Consider the following 20,570-nt stretch of genomic DNA (forward strand, 5'->3'; position numbering starts at 1 on the left):
TTCCGGGATCTCTGATGCGGTGGGCGCTCCTTCCGGCAGCGATCACCGGGCTGCTGGCCGTCCCCGCAGCCGCGCTCGCCGCATCCTCGGGCCAGCCCCAGCCTGCGGCGACGCCGACCACCGGCCGGCTGCTCGTCACGCTGAAGCCGCCGCCCGCCGGCCAGGCGCAGGCCTCGGCCGCCCGGGCCGTCGCCGCGCGCACGGGCGCCCAGCCGACGCAGCTGACGATCCCGCAGCTGCGGACCGTCGGCGTGCGCGCCGCCGGCGGCACCTCGCTCCACACGCTCGCCACCCGCCTGCGTCGCGACCCGCAGGTCGCCGAGGTCCATGCCGAGCAGCGGTTCACGCTCCGCTACGTGCCCAACGACCCGGCCTTCACCTCGTCCGAGCGCGGCGAGAACGGGACCGTGACGGAGTGGTGGGCGGCGCGCGAGGGCCTGCCCGCCGCGTGGGACCTCGCCCGGGGCGACGGCGCCCGAGTGGCGGTCATCGACACCGGCGCCGACGCCACGCACCCCGACCTCACCAACAAGATCGTCGCGAGCGCCGACTTCGACGACACCTTCGGGGACGGTCCACCGACCGTCGACGAGGACGGCCACGGCACGCACGTCGCGTCGCTGGCCTGTGCCCAGCCCGACAACGGCCTCGGCATCGCCGGCAGCGGCTTCGGCTGCGACCTCCTGATCGCCAAGAGCGACCTCAGCGAGGGCAGCGTCGCCAAGGCGGTCATCTGGGCGGCCGACAACGGCGCCGAGGCCATCAACATGAGCTTCGGGACCGACGGCCGGCGACCCGCGGGCGACGCCTTCGTCAAGGCGCTCGAGTACGCCAACGCCAAGGGCTCGGTCCTCGTCGCCGCCGCCGCCGACGAGCCCACACGCGAGCAGGGCTACCCGGCCGACGTCCTGCAGCCGACCGACACCGGCGGCGACCTCAGCCGCAACTTGGGGCTGTCGGTCACGGCCGCCGACGCCTCCGACGCGCGCGCCTCGTTCGCCGGCCGGGGCGGTCAGATCTCCATGGCCGCCTACGGCACGTACGGTCCGGGCGGCTCGGACGGCCTGCTCGGCGCCTTCCCGACGCCGACGACGGCCCTGGAGCGCGGCAACCCCGACCTCGACGAGCCGCCCTGCCACTGCCGCACGACCTACGCCGGCGACGACCGCTACGCCTACCTCGCGGGGACCTCGATGAGCGCCGCGGTCGTCAGCGGCGTCGCGGCGCTCATGCGCCATCTGAACCCCGACCTTCCGCCGGCCGACGTCGTGCGCCTCATCAAGCAGACCGCGCAGCGGCCGTCGGAGGCGTGGTCGCCCGAGCTGGGCTGGGGGATCCTGAACGCGGGCGCCGCTGTCGCGGCCGCGCGCTCGGTCGACGCACACGCGCCCAACTCGCAGCTGCAGCGGCCGACGGTCCGCGGCCGCTCGATCCTGCTGCGCTGGCGCGGCGCCGACGACGGCGTAGCGGGCGTCGTGGCCTCGGGCATCGATCACTTCGAGGTGTGGCGCTCGACCGCCGGCCGGACCGCCCGCCGCATCGCCAAGACCAGCGCGCACTCCCTGCGCCTGCGTGGTGTGCGCGGGCAGCGCTACAGCTACTTCACGATCGCCGTCGACCACGCGGGCAACCGCGAGGCGCCGCCCGCCAAGGCGGACGCCAGCGTGCGCGTGGCCCGGCGTTAGCGCTCGTGGCCACGCGGAAACGTCTCACCGGAAATCCCGTCCGGCGAACGTTCCCGCGCGACCCACTACACGGTGGTGTTGCTCGACGAGATCGAGAAGGCGCACGCGCGGCCGCCCCCGCACGCTGCTCGGCGACCTCGGCTACGACCCGACCTACGGCGCCCGCCCGCTCAAGCGCGTCATCCAGAAGCGCCTGGTCCACCAGCTCCCGTTCGGGATCCTCGAGGGCGGGCTCCGCGAGGGCGACATGGTCGTGGTCGACGCGGCCGACGGCGAGCTGACGTTCGCCAAGGCGGAGTCACCGATGCTCGCGGTGTAGCGCTCAACGGGCCACTGCGATGTGGTCTGTTGACTTAAGCTGCGAAATCGAGTTTGCTCAGCGGCACGGCTCGGCGGCTCTCGCCGAGCCCGTACTGCAACCTCGTGGGGGGTCCGCCGTGCCTGTTCGTCGTTGCTGTTTTCTGCCCGGGGTCGCGGCCGCCCTCGTCGCTGCCTCCTCGGTCGTCGCCGCCAGCGCCGCTCAGGGCACTCCGCCGCCGCCCGTTCCACAGGTCGCCGTGCCGTCGCCACTGCTTCTCGCCCGCGCTGCCAGTGGAACCCGGCCGACCGTGCCGACGACCGCCATGCCAAACCTCTCCGACGGCGCGGCTGTCGAGGCGCTGCGCGCCCGTCTGGGCGACGTCGTGCTCGCCGAGCCCTGGACCGGTGACATCGTCGGAGCAGGGGGCCGCGTGGCCGACTACCGCGACGGCGACCATGTCGCCGTCGTCCAGGCCGCGAACGGGCGCAAGGCCGTCGTCGATTCTACGGCGCCGTTGCGCGCCCGCGACCCGCGGACCGGGCTGCTGGCACCGGTCGACCTGCACGTGCGACCCTCTGGCACGGGCTTTGCGGCGGTGAACCCCATCGCTCCCATCACGCTTCCCGAGCGCCTGTCCGATGGCATCTCGGTCGGGCGCTTCGCGGTCCGCGTGACGGCCGCCGCGGACGTGACCGCGACAGCGCTCGATGATGCGTCTGTCGCCTGGCCGAACGCCTTCAGCGACACCGATGTGGTCGCGCGCCCGACGAGCTCGGGCGCGCAGCTGTTGTGGGCGCTGCGCTCAGACGCGGCGCCGGAGGACTTCCCGGTAGCAGTCGAGCAGCCCGCCCGCGGACGCCTCGAGCTCGTCACTGGCGTTGGTGGGGCCGGCGCCGCGGCGGACGGCTCGGTCCGCGTGCTCGACGCGACAGGGGCCGTCGTGGGAACCGTCGGCGCGCCGTACGCCTGGGACGCCGAGAACACGCCGTTCCGCACCGCCTGGCGCCTGGACGGCGGGCGGCTGAGCCTGCACGTTGCGCATGCGGGCATCCCGGTTGCGTGGCCGATCACCGTCGACCCCATCATCAACGACCAGCGCTACTACCAGGACTTGTCCATCCGGCATTGGAACTATTACAGTCCGCAGCCCAGCCACTACTGGCAGGTCTACGGCAACGGTGGCTGGGGCGAGGGCATGTATCAGGGGATCAGCACCTATCAGGCTGGCCAGGCGCCCTTCTACTACCCGGATGGCGAGTACGCCTACTGGTACTTCAGCCTCGCGGGGCGCACGGCCCGCATCCTGCAGATCCATGCCGAGAACATGGACCACGACAGCGGCGCCAACGTGGCCGGTGGACCCGCGACGTGCTCCTGGGTCGCCGTCTTCGCGCAACCGCCGACCCCTGGTGCGCCCTACGACGAAGGCGGCAGCTCGTTCCGCTGCGACAGCTACCGCAGCTGGGTGACCAACGTCGGCAACTGGACGACAACCCCGGGCACGCCGGGCAACGCGGCGACATACGGCATCTCCATGTACGGCGGGGGCGCTCGCGGCTACTTCCAGCAGCACGTCGGGGTGCTGGTGCTCGCGCTGAGGGACGATGACGTCCCTGCCATGTCTCTGAGTGCGCCCACGGGCTGGACGAACAACACGGGCGCCGCGATCTCCGCGTCGGGCAGCGACCCGGGCCTCGGCCTCCAGGCCGTGACAATCGCGGCGCCTGCCGTGCCGTCGTGGTCGGGAGCACGCACCGTCGGCAACTATTGTGAGAGCAACACCCTTTGCTCGACGAGCACGGTCTACGCCTCGACCACGATCTCCAACCTCCCGGACGGGGTTTGGGCGATCACGGCCTCCGGGACCGATCCGGCCGGCAACGGCCCCAGCCCAGGGCTGCCGACCGCCGATGTCAAGGTCGACCGAACGGGGCCCGCGATTACGCTGTCTGGTGCGGCCTGGAACGCCCGCAACACCGGCGTGGACGCCGGCAGCTACGGATTGAGCGTCACCGCGACCGACGGCAACGCCGGCGCCCGGTCCACCGCCCAGTCCGGCGCACGCTCGATCACCATCAAGGTTGACGGGACGACCGTCGACGGCTCCGGCAACCAGCCGTGCGCCGCGGCCATGGGAAGCTGCTCGCTGTCGCGATCCTGGGTCTTTCAGCCGGGCCTGTACGGCTATGGGCCGCACACGATCTCGGTAACCGCCGCCGACCAGCTAGGCAACTCGTCCACCACGAGTTTCTCGATCACGGCGGACTGCTGCTTTGCCACGGCCCTCAGCTGGGGCGCCGCACTGCCCGCCGGCGACATCCGCTACGCCGACGTCAACGGCGACGACTTGGACGACGCGGTGGTGCGCAACACGTCGACCGGCGCCATCACGGTCCAGCTCGCCGGGCCGGCGGGCCCGGGCGCGCCATCGAGCTGGGGGACGTGGGCGACGACCCGCGACTTCCACCTATATGACATCGACGGCAACAACCGCGACGACCTCGTCGGCCGTGATAGTGCCGGCAACGTGTTCCTGAGCAAGTCGACCGGCTCGACGTTCGCCGCGGCGACGACGCTCACGACGATGGCGCCGTCGTTGGCGACGCTGCGTTTCGGCGACGTCAACGGCGACCAACTCGGCGACGTCGTCGGAGAGAACCCCTCGACCGGCGTGATCCAGATCGTGCTGACGAACGGGACGCTCGCGCTGCAGCGCATCGACTCCGCGCTCACCTGGACGCCGGGCGACACATTCATCCTCAATGACGTCGACGGCGATGGCACCGACGACGCGGTGGGGCGCAACATCGCCGCCGGGACGGTGAAGGTGGGGTTCTCGGTCGCGGCGGACTTCGAGACGCGCAACGGCCCGTGGAACATCGCCGCCAACGCGGACTTCGCGGTGGGCGACGTCAACGCCGACGGCCTCGCCGACCTGATCTACCGCGCGAGCGGATCGAGCCAGGTGCTCGTCCGCACTGCCACACAGGACGACGCGAGTACCACGTTCGACGCGGGGCAGGTCTGGGCGGACTGGCCCCAGACGCGCGCCGTGACGACGGCGGACGCGACCGGCGACGGCGCTGAGGATGTCGTGGCGCGCGACACCGGCAGCAACGCGTTGTACGTCGCGGTGTCGCACGGTCGGACCCCGCCCGGCGCATCCACGGCAAATGATCCGGTCCCGGCCCCGTCCGCCACGCCGCAGGCCCTCGCCGCCTTGCCACTCGAGTGCCAGAACGCGAGCACGATGAAGGTCGCGATGATGGACGACGGCCGGCTGCTCTACCACCAGAACGAAGGCCCGGACGCGCCCCTCGGCATCCAGCACACCGTCGAACGGATAGCCGCGCTCGGTACCGAGGTGGTCCGCCTTACCGTCTACTGGGGTGCGCACGAGAACAAGGCCGGCGTGACGCCGCGCTACTTCTGGGACAAGCTTGATACGGCGGTCGACACGATCACGTCGACCCACGTCGGCAACAACCCGGCGTGCGGCACCCTGGGCGTTCATCTCACGCTCACCGGGCAGACCGGGCGGCAGTGCCCCAACCCGTCGAACCCGAGCGATCCGGCCAACTACGACGGCAACGCGCGCGACTGCGACTCGACCGTGGCGCCCACCGGCCTGAACCCTGACTCCGCGCGGTTCGCGGCGTTCGTGCGGGCGGCGGTCAACCACTTCGAGACGCGGCCGCCGGACAAGGGGAAGCCGGCGAGCTATTCGCTGTGGAACGAGCCGAACCTGCCGAGCCACCAGTTCCTTTCGGTCACCGGCACGGCGCCGTCCGGCCAACCTCGCCAGCTGCTGACGGCCGCGCGGTACCGCAGCCTCTACGTCGCGGGGTACCGGGCGGCTCAACTCGGCTACTGCGAGGCACATCAGGTCCCGACGACCTGCACGGATCCACTGTCCGACGCCGTCCGTGTCTTCATCGGCGAGCTCTCCGAGCAGAGGACGAACGACTCGCCGACGGGCGCGGGCTCTCCGCGGCCCGGCGGCTACAGCGCATTGGACTACCTGTACGAGGTGCTCAGGCCCACGTCGACGACATCGGCGCCGATCGTTGCCCTCGGTCTCGCGCTGCACGCCTACCAACACATCGGCCCACCGGATCATCGTGGGCCGAGCGGGCAGGTCGGGATCGGCAAGTTGCGCGCGCCGTTGACGGCCGCCGTGAACGGGAACCGCAACCGCGTCGGTGTGCTCGAGGCGCTGACCGACCTGCGCGACAGGCGTGGGCCAAACGGGAACGACACGTCCGGCGCGTTCTGGCTGCGAACGCCGGGTGGCGCCAAGGCGCCGCTCTTCATCACCGAGTTCGGGTACTTGAACCTCCCGGTCGGCGCCAAGGCCAGCGGCGGATCGAAGGCCAACCGCACGAAGTGGAAGACGGAGGCCACGCGGGCCAAGTACTTCACCGACAAGGGCGGCGTCCACGCGGGGGCGATCTACCAGGCTCAGGTCGCGGATGCGCGCTGGCTGACCATCCACACATTGTCGGAGTCGGGCTGGTCGGCGGACCCCAGCACGAACGTGCCGTACCCGCCCGTAGGAACGCATCCGGACTTCCGCGCCCAGTTCGACACCGGCCTCGTCGCACCTGTCTGGGCGTCGGATTGGAGCGACGCTATCGGGGTGCGAGCCTACGGCAAGACGTCCGTGCCCGGATACACCGACGGCGCGCAGCAGCGCAGCGCCTACTGCGAGCTCTACAAGGAGCTGAAGGGGAAGCACTTCCCGGCGCAACAGGCCGGCGTGCCGTGTCCGTGACGCCGCAACTCACTCGACGCCGCTACGTTGGTAAGGACATGCGATCGATGCGTGGATGGTTCCTCAGCACGATGCTCGTAGCGAGCATCGGCGTCCCTTGCGCGGCGGCCGCGGCGAGCTACGGGCCCGACTGCTGCTTCGCGCCGGCCGCGGCGGTGAGCGCGCCCACGCCGGCCGGCCAGCCCGTCTTCGGCGTCTTCGACAACGGGGTGCCTGAGGCGCTCGTGCGCGATAGCGGCGGAGGTTTGTTCGTCGCGCAGTTCGTCGACGGGCGTTTCGGGCCGCCGAGCGCCCGGCCCGGGCCGGTGGTCGCGCGCGATCTGCAGGTCGGAGACGTCGATGGGGACGGCGTCGAGGACCTTGTCGAGCGCGACGGCCTCGTCGTGTCGGTGGTGCGGTCGATCGGGACGGCGTTCGAGGCGCCTCGGCGGGTTTCGACGCTCCCGCACGCCGACGCCGAGTGGCGTGTGGGCGATTTCGACGGGGACGAAGCCTTCGACATCATCGTGCTCAACCGGCGCACCGGGCGGGTGCGCGTGACCGAGCACGCCCTGGGCAAGGATGCGATCACCGTAGCGGCCGGGCGCTGGCCGATGGCCTACACGTTCATGATCGCCGACGTCGACCGCGACGGCCAGGACGACGCGGTCGGCGTCGACGCTCGCACGGGGCGCGTGCGGGTCGGCTTTTCGATCGCCACCGAGTTCGAGCGGCGCCACGCTGACTGGCGGATTCCGGCGGGCGCGCAACTGGCGTCGGCGGACGTCACGGGCGACGGGCTGGCCGACCTCGTGTTCCGGGCGAAGGGCAGCGACGACGTCTTCGTGCGACGCGCGTTGCAGACCGACGAAACGACGAGCTTCCACACGGCGCGGCGCTGGGGGCGGTGGGATCGGCGCCTGCCACTGACGACGGCCTATCTCAACGGCGTCCGCGCCGGCCTCGCCGCCCGCGACCCGCGCACCGGCCGGATCATGGTCGCGCTGTCTCGCGCACGACTCGCGTCTTCGTCCTAGGCGGCCCGCTCTTCGACCTCGTCCTCGTGCGCCACCGCCACGGCCCAGCGGCCGTGATCGCCGGAACTCGTCCGGCCCGCCGCGTTGATGAGGACATGACACCGATGCGCGGATGGCTCGGCGGCGCCCTCGTGGCGGTCAGCTTCACGGTCGCGCCCATCGGTGCGGACGCGGCGACGTACGGCCCCGACTGCTGCTTCGGGCCGGCGAAGGCGGTGAGCGACCCGTCGCCGGCCGGCCCGGCGGTCTTCGGCGTCTTCGACGGCCAGGTGCCCCAGGCTCTCGCGCGCGACCGCGGCGGGCGGCCGCTGGTGGCCCCGTATGTCGACGGCCGCTTCGCGGCGTACGCCGCGCGTCCAGGGCCGGCGGTCGGGGTGGACGTGCAGGTCGGCGACGTGGACGGCGACAACCGCGACGACCTGATCGTGCGCGCGGGCCGCGCCGTGTCCGTGATCCGTGCATCCCCAGACGCGGACGTCGGCGTCGTCGCTCGGAAGCGTCCGGGCCGGTCGCGGCGCCTCGAACGCCCCTAGGCGACTTCGACGGCGACGACCTCGCGGACATCGTCGTGCGCGACCGGCGCACCGGGCGGGTGAGCGTGACCCGGGACGCGCTCGGCCCGCAGCCGCTGACGGCCGGCATCGGCCGGTGGCCCAAGGCATACACCTTCGTGCTCGCCGACGTCACCGGAGACGGGCTCGCCGACCTGGTGTTCCGCCGACGCGGCCGCGACGACGTGCTGGTGCACCGCACCTTCCAGACCGACGAGCGGACCAGGTTCCATTCGCCGCGCCGCTGGGGCCGCTGGCCGCAGCGCCTGCCGCTCAGGTTCACCTATCTCGTCAGCGCGCGGGCGAACCTCGCCGCCCGCGACCCGCGCGGCGGGAAGATCGTCGTCGCCCTCTGGCACGCGCGGCCCGCGCCGCCGGGACGCTAACCGGCGCTGCCCACGGGCGTGCCGTCCCGGCGCGCGCCGTTGGACGACGACCGCGGCGGAGCCGTCCGCCGACGCGCCAGCGCCACCAGCTCGGCCAGCGACGCCTCGATGCCGTCCGCGATGCGGTCGAGATCGGGCACGGCGTCGTAGTCGCCGAGCAGGCCGAAGTTCATCTGCCCGTTGTAGGACATGATCGCGATCGCCAAGGCATGGTCCTTGGGCAGGAACGCCACGGGGAAGACGTCGGTCATCTCGCGTCCGCGCACGTAGAGCGGCATCTGCGGCCCCGGCACGTTGGTCACGATCAGGTTGAACAGGCGCGTGGAGAAGTTCAGCCGCGAGGCCTGGGCGAGGATCGTCGGCGGGGCGAAGCTCTGCACGCCGGCGAGGACCTCGGCGCCGACGGCCTGCTTGGACTCCTTCAGCCCGTCCATCGACGCCTTGACGGCGCGCAGCCGCGCGATCGGGTCGTCGATGTAGACCGGCAGGGGACCGCGCATCGCGGCGATGCGGTTGCCCAGCTCGTTGCGCTCCGAGCTCGTGCGGGTGGAGACCGGGACGAGCGCCCGCAGCTCCAGGCCCTCGGTCCGCACGCCGCGCGCGTGCAGCCAGTCGCGCAGCGCGCCGCTGACGACGGTCAGCACCACGTCGTTGACGGTGCCGCCGAACGCGTTCTTGACGACCTTGAAGTCGTCGAGCCGGTTGCGCACCACCGCGAAGCGACGATGCGGGCCGATCGGGACGTTCAGCGGCGTCTCGGGGGCGGGGTTCAGGCCGGCCCACGCGACCTCGCCGACGCCCTCGGCGGCGACGGTCAGGGCGCGCAGCGTCGCCTGCGGGTTGCGGACCATCCCCAGCGCGCCGGCGACGGCCCCGGCCGCGACCTTCGCCAGGCCGAGCGCGCCGCCGGCGACCAGCTCGGCGCCGGTCGGCTCGGTGTGCGGCTGCCACGGCTCGTCGGGGTGGGGAGGCTCGGCGGGCACGGGGGTGAGGTCGAACATGACCGTCGCCAGGTCCACGCCCGAGATGCCGTCGATGAGCGAGTGATGGGTCTTGGTGATGAGCGCGAAGCCGCCGTCGTCGAGACCCTCGACGATCCACATCTCCCACAGCGGCTTGGAGCGGTCCAGCTGCTGGGACATGATCCGCGCGACGAGGCGCATGAGCTGCCCCTCGCTGCCCGGGGCGGGCAGCGCGGTCTGGCGCACGTGGTACTCGAGGTTGAACGTGGGGTCGTCGACCCACAGCGGGCGGCCGGTCTCCAGCGGCGGCTGCGCGAGGCGCTGGCGGTAGCGCGGCACCAGGTGCAGCCGCGAGCGGACGTGGTCGAGCATCTCCTCGAACCGCGGCGGCGGACCGTCGCACAGCACGATGCCCCCGATGTGCATGTGCGACGCGGGACCCTCCTGGGCCAGGAACGACGCATCGACTGCCGTCAGCCGATCCAGATGCTGCTGTGCCATCCCGGACTCCCCCGATCTCTCTCGATTCGCGCCAGCCTACTCCGGGACTGCCAGCGGTGCAGGAGGTTGAGTCGCGGGCGCCACGCCCGCGGCGATCTCCAGCAGTTCATCGTGCGTTCGGGCGTGCCCGGTACCGTGCCGGTGCACTCCATGGCCTGTTCGCCTCCCCGACATGTCTGACGTGGACGCGCCGAACGGCGCGCGCGACGACGCGCCCGACCAGCCGCCGGCCGAGCCCGCGAGCCGTCCGGCGCCGCCGCCCGAGGAGGGCGGCAGGCTGTCGGTCAAGCTGCTCGTGGTGGCGCTCGTCGGCCAGGTGGTGCTGTTCGGCGGCCTGATCGCGCTGACCGTCCACGGCTTCCCGTTCCTCGGCGGAGGCGACCACGCCACGGTCGCGCCGACCAAGCCGGGCGCCGTCCCCGGCGCGTCGGCCAACCGCTTCGACGCCGGGCGAGCGATGGCCATCGCCAAGATGCAGGTCGACGCCGGCCAGCGCCCGGCGGGCTCGCCGGCGCTGCGGGCGGTCGCCGAGAAGCTGAAGGCGCAGCTGCCCGCCGGGCGGTTCGAGCCGGTCCCCGCGCACCCCGGCCTGCGCAACATCGTCGGCGAGCTCCCCGGCCCGGGTCCCGTCATCGTCATCGCCGCGCACTACGACAGCGAGTACCACCCCAAGGGCTTCGTCGGCGCCAACGACGCGGCCGCCGCGGTCGGCGCCGTCGTCGAGCTCTCGCGCGCGCTGTCCAAGCTCCCGCGCACCGCCGTTTCGCCCGGCATCCGCTTCGTGCTCTTCGACGGCGAGGAGGAGGCCGCGCCGACCGACGACTTCTACCGCGACGCCCTGCGCGGCTCCAAGTCCTACGTGCAGATCCACGCCGAGGAGATCCGGGCGCTGCTGCTGCTGGACTACATCGGCAACAAGGGCGTGCGCCTGCCGCGCGAGGCGAGCTCGACGGCCTCGCTCTGGGACGACGTCCGCGCCGCCGCCCAGCGCGTCGGAGTCGGCGACGTGTTCGGCGCCCGCACCTCGGTCGGGATCATCGACGACCACACGCCGTTCCTGCGCGCGGGCATCCCCGCGGTCGACTTCATCGACTGGAGCTACCGCTACAAGGACACGGTGCAGGACACCTACGACAAGCTGTCGCCCGGCAGCGTCGACGCGGTGGGCGAGACGCTCGTCGAGCTCCTGCGCACCTGGGACCGCTGACCGATCGCGTCCCGGCGGGAGCGGCCGGGCCGGCGGGGCGCCCTACAATCGTCGGCGATGGCCGCCACTGTCGAGAAGCTCCTCCTGGCGGCCCCGCGCGGGTACTGCGCCGGGGTCGATCGCGCCGTGCAGACCGTCGAGCGTGCGCTCGAGCTCTACGGCGCACCCGTCTACGTGCGCAAGGAGATCGTCCACAACAAGCACGTCGTCGAGCAGCTGCGCGAGCGCGGTGCGATCTTCGTCGACGAGCTCAACGACACGGTCCCCGAGGGCGCGACGACCGTCTTCTCCGCCCACGGCGTCTCGCCGACCGTCCACGCCGACGCGCAGCGGCGCGGCCTGCAGACGATCGACGCGACGTGCCCGCTGGTCACCAAGGTCCATCGCGAGGCCGTCAAGTTCGCCTCCGAGGGCTACACGATCGTCCTCATCGGCCACGCCGGCCACGAGGAGGTCGAGGGCACGATGGGGGAGGCCCCCGAGCACATCGTGCTCGTCGAGACCGAAGCCGACGTCGACGCCCTCGAGGTCGCCGATCCCGAGAAGATCGCCTACATCTCGCAGACGACCCTGTCGGTCGACGAGACCCGCACGATCATCAACCGGCTGCGCGAGAAGTTCCCCGCGATCACCGGGCCGCGCACGGACGACATCTGCTACGCCACGACCAACCGCCAGGCGGCCGTCAAGCAGATGGCCTCGCACTGCGACCTGCTGCTGGTCATCGGCTCGCGCAACTCGTCGAACTCCAACCGCCTCGTGCAGGTCACGCGCGAGCTCGGCACCGAGTCGCACCTGATCGACGACGTCAGCGAGGTCGAGGAGGCCTGGCTGGAGGGCAAGCGCACCGTCGGCATCAGCTCCGGCGCCAGCGCGCCCGAGGAGCTCGTGCAGCGCCTCGTCGACTTCTTCCGCGCTCGCGGCGTGGAGCAGGTCGAGGAGTTCCAGGTCGTCCAGGAGGACGTCCGCTTCATGCTGCCCAAGGCCATCCGCCAGGCCATGGCCTCCGCGGCGCCCAGCGGCGCCTGAGCGCGACCGCGAAAGGTTCGCCGAAGCAGGGCATTCCGGGCTCAAGTCCGGACGTCCGGCAGCCGACGACCGGAGTGGAATGTCCCTCCGGAACCCCATCGTGGGTGCGGTCTCACGCACCCTGCTCGCCGCCGCCGGCACCGTCGCGGCCGTGGGCTTCTCCGCGTGGCCGTCGGCCACCGCCTGCTTCGCCGCCCTCGCGGCGCTCGCGCTCGTCCAGGGCCGCGCCTCCGAGCGCGCCGGGCACGAGTACCGGCGCGAGTCGCGCCACGACGCCCTCACCGGCGTCGGCAACTACCGCGAGCTGCACGAGCGCCTGCACGCGGCCACGGCCGCGGACCCCCAGCGCTTCGCCCTGCTGACGCTCGACGTCGATCGCTTCAAGGAGATCAACGAGACGCACGGCCACCCGGAGGGCGATCGCCTGCTCCAGGAGGTCGGCCGCGTGCTCGTCGAGAACGTCCGCGGCACCGACGTCGTGGCCCGGCAGGGCGGCGATGAGTTCTCGGTCCTGCTGCCCGAGTCCGACGAGGAGGGCGCGGTCATGCTCGCCCGCCGGATCGAGGCGGCGCTGACCTCCATCGAGGCGGCCGACCGCGTGCCGGTCCGCGCGTCGATCGGCGTGGCGGTCTTCCCGCAGGACGGCGCGACGCCCGCCGACCTGCTCGAGAAGGCCGACCTGGACCTGCGCGCCACCAAGGAGCGCCGGCGCGCGGCAGCGCTGCTCTCCGAGGACGGCACGGTGGCCGCATGGGCGACCGCGGCGACCTCGCGGGTCTGAACGACCGCGAGCGGCGCGGCGACGGCCCTACAGCCGCTGCTTGAGCCGCTCCAGGCGCGTGTCCCACTGCGCGCCGGCGGCGACCATCCACTCCATCGCGCCGGCCAGCGGCTCGGGCGTCAGGCGGTAGCGGGTCTCGCGACCCGCGTGCTCGGCCTCGGCGAGGCCGGCGTCGCGGAGCTGGGCGAGGTGCTTGGCGATCGCCTGGCGGCTGACCGGCAGCTCGTCGGCCAGGGCCGAGGCGGTCAGCCCCGGCCGGTGGGCGAGCAGGCGGACGACCTCGCGGCGGGTGGGGTCGGCGAGGGCGGCGAAGACGGGACCGGGATCGCTGCGCTCCATCAGGCGGCGACAGCCATCTGCGGTCCGCGGGTGCGTCCCGCGGCCGCCGACGCGTGGACCGTGCGCTCCGCGACGGCCCGCAACGCCACGATGGGCACCTCGACGACGACCATGCGCGTGCGCCCGTCCTCGGCGTCGTCGAGCGTCAGCTCGACCAGCGACGGCTCGCCGCCCGGCGCGCACCACGACAGCGCGACCCGCCGCCCGTCCTCGACCTCCTCGATCGTGACGCGGCGCAGCTCGCCGTCCTCGAGCACGGTGCCCTCGGCGCCCGGCTCGACCGCGGGGAGGTCCACGTCGTCGGCCAGCCACTCCGCGAGCCCCCCGGGCTCGGCGACGAGCTGCCAGACCGCGTCGCGCGGAGCGTCGAGGATCGTCTCCCGCCGGAGGGCGCCCATCTCTTCGTGCAACTCCATGGTTGCGGATGCTACCGTGATCGAGACGTGCAACCAAACGGTTGCGTTACGACAGACGACAAGGAGCCCAGCCCATGCCCCTCGTGCCCATGGTCGTCGAGCAGTCGCCCCGCGGCGAGCGCTCGTTCGACATCTACTCCCGCCTGCTCAACGACCGCGTCGTGTTCCTCGGCAGCCAGATCGACGACGAGATCGCCAACCTGATCGTCGCCCAGCTGCTGCACCTCGAGGCCGACGACCCCGACAAGGACATCAACCTGTACGTCAACTCGCCAGGCGGCTCGGCGTACGCGGCGCTGGCGATCTACGACGCGATGCAGTTCGTGCGCTGCGACGTCGCCACGATCTGCTGCGGCATCGCGATGTCGGGCGGCTCGCTCGTGCTCGCGGGCGGGGCGGAGGGCAAGCGCGCCGCGCTGCCCAACGCGCGGATCCTGATCCATCAGCCCCACGGCTCCTACCAGGGCCAGTCGAGCGACATGGAGATCCACGCCCGCGAGGCGATCTCCCTGCGCCGCCGCTACGAGGAGATCTATGCCGAGCACACCGGGCAGGACGCGGCGCGCATCAAGGCCGACATCGAGCGCGACCGCTACTTCACGGCGCAGGAGTGCGTGGAGTACGGCCTCGTCGACCGCGTGATCTCCAGCCGCCTGGAGGCGATCCCGGCGCGGCGCGCCGCGGGGCTGGCGTAGGCCGCGCGCCGGGGCGGATAGCCTCGGCGGCGCATGCGCAGCCTCGTCGTCTCCGACCTGCACCTCGGCGGCCGCACGGGCGTCGACGTCCTGCGCGACGCCGACGTCCGCGGCGCGCTGCTCGAGGAGGTCGCCCGCGCCGACCGGCTCGTCCTGCTCGGCGACACGCTGGAGCTCCGCCACGGCCCGGCGCGCGAGGCGCTGGCCGGGGCGCGGCCCGCGCTGGAGGACATCGGGCGGGCGCTGCGCGCCGACGCCGAGGTCGTCCTCGTCGCCGGCAACCACGACCACGCGCTGGCGAGCCCGTGGCTGGATGCCCGGCGCCGGCCGCTGGGCCTCGAGACGCGCGTCAAGGCGCAGACGGCGTCGACGATCGCGCGCCGGGTCGCCGGCTGGCTCGGCGCCGGCGGCGCGGCGGTCGGCGTCGCCTACCCGGGCGTGTGGCTGCGCGACGACGTCTACGCGCTGCACGGCCACTACCTCGACCCGCACGGCACGGTGCCGACCTTCGAGCGGCTGGCCGCCGGGGTGATGAGCCGCCTCGTCGGCGCCGTGCCGGACCCGGCCACGGCCGAGGACTACGAGCGCGTGCTCGCGCCGCTGTACGCGTGGACCAACGCCGCGGCGCAGCGGACCGCCGCCGGCGGCCTGGGCGCGGGGGCGGGCAAGGCCGGCAAGGCCTATGAGCTGCTGCAGGGCGACGGTCATCGCCCGGTGCGCGCGCGGCTGCTGACCGCCGTCTTCCCGCTCGGCATCCGCGGCCTGAACCTCCTGGGCGTCGGGCCGGTCAGCGGCGACCTGTCCGGCGAGGCGCTGCGGCGCAACTCGCTGACGGCGATCGGCGAGGTCGTGGGCCGCCTGGGCGTCGAGGCCGAGCACGTGATCTTCGGCCACAGCCACCGCACCGGCCCGCTGCCGTTCGACGACGTGACCGAGTGGCGCACCGAATCCGGCGCGTGGCTGCACAACTCCGGCAGCTGGGTGCACGAGCCGGCGTTCACCAGCGCGGACGGCCCGAGCAGTCCGTACTGGCCGGGCGGCGCGATCCTCGTGGAGGACTCCGGCGCGCCCAAGCTGCTGCGCCTGCTGGGCGATTCGGCGGGCGAGGAGGAGGAAGGGGAGGACGGCGGCGAGGAAGCCGAGGCCTAAGCCGGCGCCAGGCCCGGTGTGAAGCACACGGCGTGGCAGGTGACGCCGTCGCCGACCTCGAGCTCGAGGACCGCGGCCTCGTGGTGGCCGTGGTCGACGAGCAGGTGCGCGCCGGTGAAGTCCACGGCACGCTCCGCGTCGTTGACCGTGATCGTTCCCGCGCCCTCCAGCACCGCCCAGACCGCGCCGGCCTCGTAGGGCCCGGAGTACGCGCCCTCCTGGTCGGGCGTCGGGACGACGATCCGCGCCTCCGGATCGTCCTCGGGGTGGATCGGCGGCACGAGCTCGCCCGCGGTGCCGAGCAGCTCCTGGATGGCCTCCTCGGTCTCGCGGTAGCCGCCCTCGCCGAAGTGCACCTCGAACAGCCGCAGATCCTGGTTGAAGAGGTAGCGCGCCGGCCAGCCCTGGTTCTCGTAGATCTTCCAGAGCGCGAGGTCGGTGTCCAGCAGCACCGGGTGCTCGATGCCAAGCCGCTGCACGGCCGCGGCCACGGCCTGCTCGTCGCGCGCGGGCGCGAAGCCCGGCGCGTGGGCCGAGATCACGCGGAGGCCCGCCTCGGCGTAGCGCGCGTGCCAGCGCTGCAGGTATGGCAGCGTGCGCAGCGAGGACGGGCGGCAGAAGTCGAAGAACTCCAGGAGCACCGGACGGCCGCGCTGCTGGTCCATCCGCAGGGTCGCGACGTTCAGCCACTTCAGGGCGGCGGGGAACATCGGGGCGGCGATGGTGTCGGTCGGGACGCGCACGAGGCGGGCGACGGTAGCAGCGGCCCGTTGCCCAGAGCCGCCATGCACGGACCGGCGTCCTTCCGCCCACCGCAACTCTTGCGCTCCCGAAGTTCTGGATAAGCTGCGCACCCCGTCCCGCGAGTCTCTTGGAGGAGAAGCTTTTGCGTAAGGTCTCACTCATGGCGATTTCCGTCGCCGCACTGCTGTGTCTCGCTGCTGTCGCGCTGGCACAGACGAGCAGCAACGTCTACAGCGTCACCGGCAAGATCGCCAGTGGCGGCACGAAGGCGAAGCCGAAGCACGTCGGCGTCGTCTTCAACTACAAGATCAGCACGCCCGACAGCACGCTGACGTCGCCGGTCAAGACGTACAAGATCCACTTCGACGGTCTGAAGTACAACACCAAGGGCGTCGCGAAGGGCAAGTACTGCACCGCCGCGTCCATCAACGCCGCCGCGTCGGACGCCGGCTGTGCCGCCGCCACCAAGGTCGGCACCGGTCAGGTCAACGCGTTCGTCGGCGCCGCCGGCGGCCCGGTGGACCCGGGCGCCAAGTGCAACCTGAAGCTCGACATCTACGCGGGGGGCCCGAAGAGCCTGGCGCTCTTCCTGCACGGCACCCCGCCGGACTGCATCGCGCAGATCAACCAGGCGATCGACGCGAAGCTCAGCACGGACGCCACCGGCGGCTCGCTGACCTTCACGGTCCCGCCGACCCTGCTGCACCCGGTTACCGGCCTCGACTCCGGCATCACGAGCGTCTCCTCGACGATCGCCAAGGGCAGCGGCACGAAGGGCGTCTTCACGTCCACCGGCTGCAAGAGCACCCGCAAGGTGACGGTCACCTTCACGGCTGAGGACGGCGCCACGAGCACCGCCGACGCCAAGGCTGGCAAGTGCTGATCTGACGCTTCCGAGCGTCGAGTAGTTGCTGTCCCCGGAGGGGCGGGCCATCTGGCCCGCCCCTCCCTCGTCGTTACGGCGCAGCACATCCGGCAGCGCACTGGACGGATGTCGTAGGGACACCGCATTCCCCGGTCGAGGAAGGTGGCGCCGTCCCGCATCACCAGGAGGAGAAGGCAACGTGCGCATCACACGAGTGCTCGCCGCGACCGCGCTCGCGGTTCTCGGCATGGCGGTCATCGCGACCGCCCAGACCACGACCTACGACGTCGGCGGAACGGTCTCCGTCCACGGCGGCAGCAAGAAGAAGCCCAAGCCCGGCGGGCTGACGTTCAGCTTCACCGTGTCGGACCCGTCCGGCAACCAGACCCCGCCGGTCCAGACGTACTCGATCATGTACGAGGGCGGCCGGCTCAACACCGACCTGATCCCCGGCTGCTCGGCGGCCAAGATCAACGCGCTGGCGACCCCGGACACCGACGTCTGCCCTGCCGGGTCGAAGATCGGCTCGGGATCGCTCACCGCGCTGATCGGCAGCGCCGGCCAGCCGGTGTCGACGGCGTCGAGCTGCAAGGGGTCGCTGGCGCTGTTCAACGGCGGCAAGGGCCACGCGACGCTGTTCGTGTCGTCCGAGCTGGCCACGTGCCCCGTGGCGCTGCGCCAGGCGATCGACATGAAGTACGTGACCAAGGGCGACTTCGCCGGCCTGGAGTTCACCGTCCCGGAGATGCTGCGCCACCAGGTGATGCTCGACATCACCGTCACCCACGCCGACGCGCGCCTGTCGACGATCGTCAAGAAGAACAAGAAGGGCGAGAAGGTCGGCTACATCGAGTCGACCGGCTGCAAGGACGCCAACCGCGACATGACGGTGACGTTCACCGACGAGCAGGGCGCCTCGTTCCCGGCGACGAAGACCCTCGGCAAGTGCTGATCCGCCGGGGCTGACCGGCCCGGCGCGAGGCGACGGGCCGGCGGTGCGACTGCCGGCCCGTCGTTTTCCTAGGGTGTGCGCATGTCGCCGCGCGCTCGCATCGCCCTCGTGGCCTCCGCCGTGGTCGTCCTGGTGGTGGCGTTCGTGATCTCCAGCGGCTCCGACGACACGAGCAAGAAGCAGGACCGCACCGACGCGGGAGCGACCGCGCCCGCCGCGACGGCGACGACGCCGGCCGCCGCCGGCGCCGACACGACGGCGGGCGGGGCCGGCACCACCACGACGCCGGCGGCCCCGGCCATCCCGGTCATCCGCGTCGTGGACGCCAAGCCCCAGGGCGGCGTCGAGCGCCTGACGTTCACCAAGGGCGACACCATCAAGTTCACGGTGCAGTCAGACACGGCCGACGAGATCCACGTCCACGGCTACGACGTGCACAAGGACGTCACCGCCGGCGGCAAGGTGACCTTCTCGATCCCGGCCAAGATCGAGGGACGCTTCGTGGTCGAGCTCGAGAACCACGCCACCCAGATCGCCGAGCTCGAGGTCAACCCCTCGTGAGCAGCGCCGCCCGCCGCGCCCGGCGCGCGGTCGTGGGCGTCGCCGCCGTCGCGCTCGCCCTGCCGGCGTCCGCGTCGGCCCACGGTCTGGTCGGCAAGCAGGACCTTCCGATCCCGCGCTGGCTGTTCGCCTGGGCCGCCGCGGTCGTGCTCGTCGCCTCGTTCGTCGGCCTCGCGGTGCTGTGGGCGCAGCCGCGCCTGCAGCAGGTCGTCGAGCGTCGCCGCTTCGCGATCCCGCGCGTGTTGGAGGTGCTGGCCGGCGCCGTGGGCGTCGCGTTCTTCGCGTTCGCGGTCTACGCCGGGTTCGCCGGAACCCAGGCCGCGACGGCCAACATCCTGCCGACGGTCATCTACGTCTACTTCTGGGTCGCGATCCCGTTCCTGAGCGCGGCCTTCGGCGACGTGTTCCGCGCGTTCAACCCGTGGCTGGCGATCGGCAAGGCGACGGGGTGGGCGGCGCGCCGCCTCGGCGGCGACACGGCGCCCGAGCCGCTGCCCTACCCGCCGTGGCTGGGCCGCTGGCCCGCCGTGGTCGGCGTGCTGGTCTTCGCGTGGGTCGAGCTGGTGTACGCCAACAAGGACGACCCGTCGCAGCTTGCGGTCATGGCGCTGGCCTACGCGGCCGTCCAGCTGGTCGGCATGAGCCTCTACGGCGTGCAGGCCTGGTCGAACCGCGCCGACGCGTTCGGCGTCTACTTCGGGTTCTTCGCACGGGTCTCGCCGCTGCACTGGCGCGACCGCGCGCTCTACACGCGCCCGCTGCTGGGCGGCTGCCCGTCGCTGAGGCCCGTCGCGGGGACGGTCGCGCTGTTGTGCACGATGATCGGCACGACCAGTTTCGACGGCTTCTCGCAGGGCACCACCTGGAACTCGATCGTGCCCCACCTGCAGGACTTCTTCGCCAGCCTGGGCCTCAACGCCGAGCATGCGCTCGAGGCGGCGGGGACCGTCGGCATCGTCGTCATGTGCTGCCTGATCGGCCTGCTCTACCGGCTCGGGATCCTGGGCATGCAGACGGTCGGGCGCCGGCGGCCGGCGGGCGAGCTGGCCGGCGCGTTCGCGCACACGCTGATCCCGATCGCGCTGGCCTACGTCGTGGCGCACTACTTCTCGCTCCTGGCCTATCAGGGCCAGGCCATCGCGGCGCTGGCGTCCGACCCGCTCGGCGACGGATCCGACCTGCTGGGCACCGCGGCCACCGGGATCAACTACACATGGATCAGCGCGACGGGCATCTGGTACGTCCAGGTGGGCGCGCTGGTCCTCGGCCACGTCGCGGGCCTGACGCTCGCGCACGACCGCGCGCTGGCGCTCTACGCCAAGGCGCGCGACGCGATGCGCTCGCAGTACTGGATGCTGGCGGTGATGGTCGCCTTCACGTGCCTCGGTTTGTGGCTCCTCTCCGCGGCGGCGCAGCAATGACGCCGGCGCTGATCCTCGCGCACGCCGGGCACTGGCTCGCCGGGCTGCTGTACCTCGCGCCCGTGCTCATCGTCGTCGGAGCGCTCCTCTACCAGAGCTGGAAGGACAGGCGCCGGGGCGACGACGACCCCGACGACGACGTCTCCGACATCGAGGTGAGCCAGGGCCCCTGAACGGGGTGTCGCGCATGCGCCGATCGCGGCGCTGGACGCGCTCATGGCGCACCGCGGCGGGA

General features: G+C 72.3%; 20 protein-coding genes. 16 read left to right on the forward strand and 4 right to left on the reverse strand.

The features are described from left to right. The first annotated feature begins 14 nt into the window (after positions 1 to 14). From VK501_RS15360 to VK501_RS15385, 6 genes are all read left to right on the forward strand, one after another. Positions 15 to 1,685 (forward strand): S8 family peptidase, encoded by a 1,671-nt coding sequence (locus VK501_RS15360; protein WP_324338788.1) that lies wholly within the window; start codon positions 15 to 17, stop codon positions 1,683 to 1,685. Then, entirely contained in the window at positions 1,576 to 2,004 is a 429-nt protein-coding gene (locus VK501_RS15365) for a hypothetical protein (protein WP_324338789.1), read from the forward strand. The genes VK501_RS15360 and VK501_RS15365 overlap by 110 nt, the downstream gene beginning before the upstream one ends. 304 nt (positions 2,005 to 2,308) lie before the next feature. Continuing rightward, positions 2,309 to 6,760 carry a hypothetical protein gene (locus VK501_RS15370; protein WP_324338791.1) on the forward strand — a complete coding sequence of 1,484 codons (4,452 nt, stop codon included), beginning with the start codon at positions 2,309 to 2,311 and terminating at the stop codon, positions 6,758 to 6,760. A gap of 47 nt (positions 6,761 to 6,807) precedes the next feature. Continuing rightward, positions 6,808 to 7,776 carry a VCBS repeat-containing protein gene (locus VK501_RS15375; RefSeq protein WP_324338793.1) on the forward strand — a complete coding sequence of 323 codons (969 nt, stop codon included), beginning with the start codon at positions 6,808 to 6,810 and terminating at the stop codon, positions 7,774 to 7,776. A 104-nt stretch (positions 7,777 to 7,880) separates the two neighbouring features. Further along, a complete protein-coding gene (locus VK501_RS15380; protein ID WP_324338795.1) occupies positions 7,881 to 8,309 on the forward strand; it encodes a hypothetical protein in 429 nt (142 codons plus the stop codon). 59 nt (positions 8,310 to 8,368) lie between these two features. Continuing rightward, the gene (locus VK501_RS15385) at positions 8,369 to 8,713 is read left to right on the forward strand and encodes a hypothetical protein (RefSeq protein WP_324338797.1); all 345 of its coding nucleotides are present in this window, start codon (positions 8,369 to 8,371) and stop codon (positions 8,711 to 8,713) included. Here the strand turns inward: VK501_RS15385 and VK501_RS15390 are convergent. After that, the gene (locus VK501_RS15390; protein WP_324338799.1) at positions 8,710 to 10,176 is read right to left on the reverse strand and encodes a wax ester/triacylglycerol synthase family O-acyltransferase; all 1,467 of its coding nucleotides are present in this window, start codon (positions 10,174 to 10,176) and stop codon (positions 8,710 to 8,712) included. The genes VK501_RS15385 and VK501_RS15390 overlap by 4 nt on opposite strands. A gap of 172 nt (positions 10,177 to 10,348) precedes the next feature. Here VK501_RS15390 and VK501_RS15395 point away from each other — a divergent pair, with 172 nt between their 5' ends. The 3 genes from VK501_RS15395 to VK501_RS15405 all read left to right on the forward strand — a co-directional run bounded on the left by VK501_RS15395 (position 10,349) and on the right by VK501_RS15405 (position 13,193). After that, complete coding sequence (locus VK501_RS15395; RefSeq protein ID WP_324338801.1) at positions 10,349 to 11,383, forward strand: M28 family metallopeptidase; 1,035 nt, start codon at positions 10,349 to 10,351, stop codon at positions 11,381 to 11,383. Positions 11,384 to 11,440: 57 nt separating this feature from the next. Then, positions 11,441 to 12,412, forward strand: a complete 972-nt coding sequence (locus tag VK501_RS15400; RefSeq protein WP_324338803.1) for a 4-hydroxy-3-methylbut-2-enyl diphosphate reductase — start codon at positions 11,441 to 11,443, stop codon at positions 12,410 to 12,412. 79 nt (positions 12,413 to 12,491) lie between these two features. Continuing rightward, positions 12,492 to 13,193 carry a GGDEF domain-containing protein gene (locus VK501_RS15405; RefSeq protein ID WP_324338805.1) on the forward strand — a complete coding sequence of 234 codons (702 nt, stop codon included), beginning with the start codon at positions 12,492 to 12,494 and terminating at the stop codon, positions 13,191 to 13,193. Positions 13,194 to 13,220: 27 nt separating this feature from the next. Here the strand turns inward: VK501_RS15405 and VK501_RS15410 are convergent, their stop codons facing one another. Then, the gene (locus VK501_RS15410) at positions 13,221 to 13,532 is read right to left on the reverse strand and encodes a winged helix-turn-helix domain-containing protein (RefSeq protein WP_324338807.1); all 312 of its coding nucleotides are present in this window, start codon (positions 13,530 to 13,532) and stop codon (positions 13,221 to 13,223) included. After that, on the reverse strand, positions 13,532 to 13,948 hold the full coding sequence (locus VK501_RS15415; protein ID WP_324338809.1) for an SRPBCC domain-containing protein: 417 nt from the start codon (positions 13,946 to 13,948) through the stop codon (positions 13,532 to 13,534). The genes VK501_RS15410 and VK501_RS15415 overlap by 1 nt, the downstream gene beginning before the upstream one ends. Before the next feature lie 74 nt (positions 13,949 to 14,022). On the opposite strand from VK501_RS15415, the gene VK501_RS15420 reads away from it, so the two are divergent. Together VK501_RS15420 and VK501_RS15425 are read left to right on the forward strand one after the other, a co-directional pair. Then, entirely contained in the window at positions 14,023 to 14,643 is a 621-nt protein-coding gene (locus VK501_RS15420; protein WP_324338811.1) for an ATP-dependent Clp protease proteolytic subunit, read from the forward strand. Positions 14,644 to 14,676: 33 nt separating this feature from the next. Next, a complete protein-coding gene (locus VK501_RS15425; RefSeq protein ID WP_324338813.1) occupies positions 14,677 to 15,792 on the forward strand; it encodes a hypothetical protein in 1,116 nt (371 codons plus the stop codon). On the opposite strand, the gene VK501_RS15430 is transcribed toward VK501_RS15425, so the two are convergent. Continuing rightward, positions 15,789 to 16,535, reverse strand: a complete 747-nt coding sequence (locus VK501_RS15430) for a DipZ protein (protein WP_324338815.1) — start codon at positions 16,533 to 16,535, stop codon at positions 15,789 to 15,791. The two genes, VK501_RS15425 and VK501_RS15430, sit on opposite strands and share 4 nt — an antisense overlap. Before the next feature lie 161 nt (positions 16,536 to 16,696). Between VK501_RS15430 and VK501_RS15435 the strand changes: the two genes are divergently transcribed. From VK501_RS15435 to VK501_RS15455, 5 genes are all read left to right on the forward strand, one after another. Beyond that, positions 16,697 to 17,419 carry a hypothetical protein gene (locus VK501_RS15435; RefSeq protein ID WP_324338817.1) on the forward strand — a complete coding sequence of 241 codons (723 nt, stop codon included), beginning with the start codon at positions 16,697 to 16,699 and terminating at the stop codon, positions 17,417 to 17,419. 181 nt (positions 17,420 to 17,600) lie between these two features. Further along, on the forward strand, positions 17,601 to 18,353 hold the full coding sequence (locus VK501_RS15440) for a hypothetical protein (protein WP_324338819.1): 753 nt from the start codon (positions 17,601 to 17,603) through the stop codon (positions 18,351 to 18,353). 81 nt (positions 18,354 to 18,434) lie between these two features. Beyond that, positions 18,435 to 18,914 carry a hypothetical protein gene (locus VK501_RS15445; protein WP_324338821.1) on the forward strand — a complete coding sequence of 160 codons (480 nt, stop codon included), beginning with the start codon at positions 18,435 to 18,437 and terminating at the stop codon, positions 18,912 to 18,914. After that, complete coding sequence (locus VK501_RS15450) at positions 18,911 to 20,335, forward strand: fenitrothion hydrolase (RefSeq protein ID WP_324338823.1); 1,425 nt, start codon at positions 18,911 to 18,913, stop codon at positions 20,333 to 20,335. Before VK501_RS15445 ends, VK501_RS15450 begins: the two co-directional genes overlap by 4 nt. Further along, positions 20,332 to 20,508: a hypothetical protein gene (locus tag VK501_RS15455; RefSeq protein ID WP_324338825.1), complete on the forward strand. Its 177-nt coding sequence runs from the start codon at positions 20,332 to 20,334 to the stop codon at positions 20,506 to 20,508. Before VK501_RS15450 ends, VK501_RS15455 begins: the two co-directional genes overlap by 4 nt. Positions 20,509 to 20,570: the final 62 nt, after the last annotated feature.

The organism is Baekduia sp., from assembly GCF_035318805.1.
Lineage (GTDB): Bacteria > Actinomycetota > Thermoleophilia > Solirubrobacterales > Solirubrobacteraceae > Baekduia.